2 protein-coding genes are annotated in these 1486 nt (G+C 70.0%); both read left to right on the forward strand.

Going from position 1 to position 1486, the window contains the following annotated elements; translation table 11 throughout:
* Positions 1-405, forward strand: a 405-nt coding sequence (locus tag ACTS11_RS00705) for an exodeoxyribonuclease III (protein WP_442638436.1), incomplete at its 5' end; no start/stop codon positions are given.
* An 81-nt stretch (positions 406-486) separates the two neighbouring features.
* Entirely contained in the window at positions 487-1413 is a 927-nt protein-coding gene (locus ACTS11_RS00710) for a tetratricopeptide repeat protein (protein WP_442638437.1), read from the forward strand.
* Positions 1414-1486: the final 73 nt, after the last annotated feature.

The raw sequence follows: 1486 nt of genomic DNA on the forward strand, positions 1-1486 counted from the left end.
TCGCCCAGCCAGAGCCTGGGCTGGTCCCACGGTTCGCGGCCCGCACGGTCGATCCTCGTGGGCGATCTCAACATCGCCCCGCGCGAGGACGACGTCTGGAGCCACAAGCAGCTCCTCAAGGTCGTCAGCCACACACCGATCGAGGTCGAGCATCTCGGCCAGACGCAGGAGGCGGGCGCCTGGATCGACATCACGCGCCGCGACATCCCCGAGGGGCTCCTCTACAGCTGGTGGTCCTACCGCGCGCCGGACTGGGATGCCGCCGACAAGGGCCGCCGCCTCGACCATATCTGGGCCACGCCCGACATCGCGAATGCCGGGCATTCGAGCCGCATCCTGCGCGCCGCGCGCGGCTGGACGCAGCCCTCCGACCACGCGCCGGTCTTTGCGACCTTCGATCTCTGATCGCCCCTTGGCGCAGGGACGCCGCGCGCGCATATAGAACCGAACGGAATTTGACGGAAACAACGATGCCGGAGGAACGTGATGCTTGAGCTTGGGCAGTCCCAGAACAAGGCCGCGGTGCCGGGCGACCTGGTGAAGGACGGGACCGAGGCCACCTTCATGGCCGACGTGATCGAGGGCAGCCGCGAGGTGCCCGTCATCGTCGACTTCTGGGCCACCTGGTGCGGTCCCTGCCGGACGCTCGGGCCGATGCTGGAGCAGGCAGTGACGGCCGCGAAGGGCAAGGTCCGCATGGTCAAGATCGACGTCGACAAGGAGCAGCGTCTGGCGGGCGCGCTGGCGCAGCAGGGCCTGCCGCTCCAGTCGATCCCGACCGTCGTGGCGTTTTTCGATGGCCGCCCCGTGGACATGTTCCAGGGCGCCGTTCCGCAGGGCCAGATCACCGAGTTCATCAACCGCCTGATCTCGCTCGCGGGCGACGGCGGCCTGTCCGAGGCGCTCGAGGCGGCCGAGCAGATGCTGGCCGAGGGCGCGCTCGAGGATGCCGCGCAGACCTTCGCGGCCATCCTCGGCGAGGAGCCGGAGCACGCGGGTGCGCTCGGCGGTCTCGCGCGCGCCCAGATCGCCATGGGCCAGCTCGACGAGGCCGAGGCGCTCCTCAAGGACGTGCCCGCCAAGATCGCGCACGCGCCCGAGGTCGAAGCCGCGCGCGCGCAGATCGCGCTCGCCCGGCAGGCGGCGAACGCGGGTCCGCTGACGGAGCTGTCGGCCTCCGTGGAGGCCGATCCGAACGATCACAAGGCGCGCTTCGACTATGCGCAGGCGCTCCATGCCGCGGGCAACGTGGAGGAGGCGGTCGAACAGCTGCTCGAGCTCTTCCGCCGCGACCGGGAGTGGAACGACGGCGCCGCCAAGGCGCAGCTCTTCACGATCTTCGATGCGCTCAAGCCCACCGATCCGGTGGCCCAGAAGGGGCGTCGCCGGCTCAGCTCGATGATATTTGCCTGAGCGGTGCGGCAGGCTAGGTCGCGCCCCATGATGACCGCCGCCGATCTCCCGGGCACGATCCCGGTCTTCCCGC

Source organism: Roseicyclus sp. (genome assembly GCF_052168335.1).
Lineage (GTDB): Bacteria > Pseudomonadota > Alphaproteobacteria > Rhodobacterales > Rhodobacteraceae > Roseibacterium.

Bases quoted from the DNA above. Each gene is read 5' to 3' on its own strand.
- ACTS11_RS00710 (WP_442638437.1), top strand. From the start codon at position 487: ATGCTTGAGCTTGGGCAGTCCCAGAACAAGGCCGCGGTGCCGGGCGAC.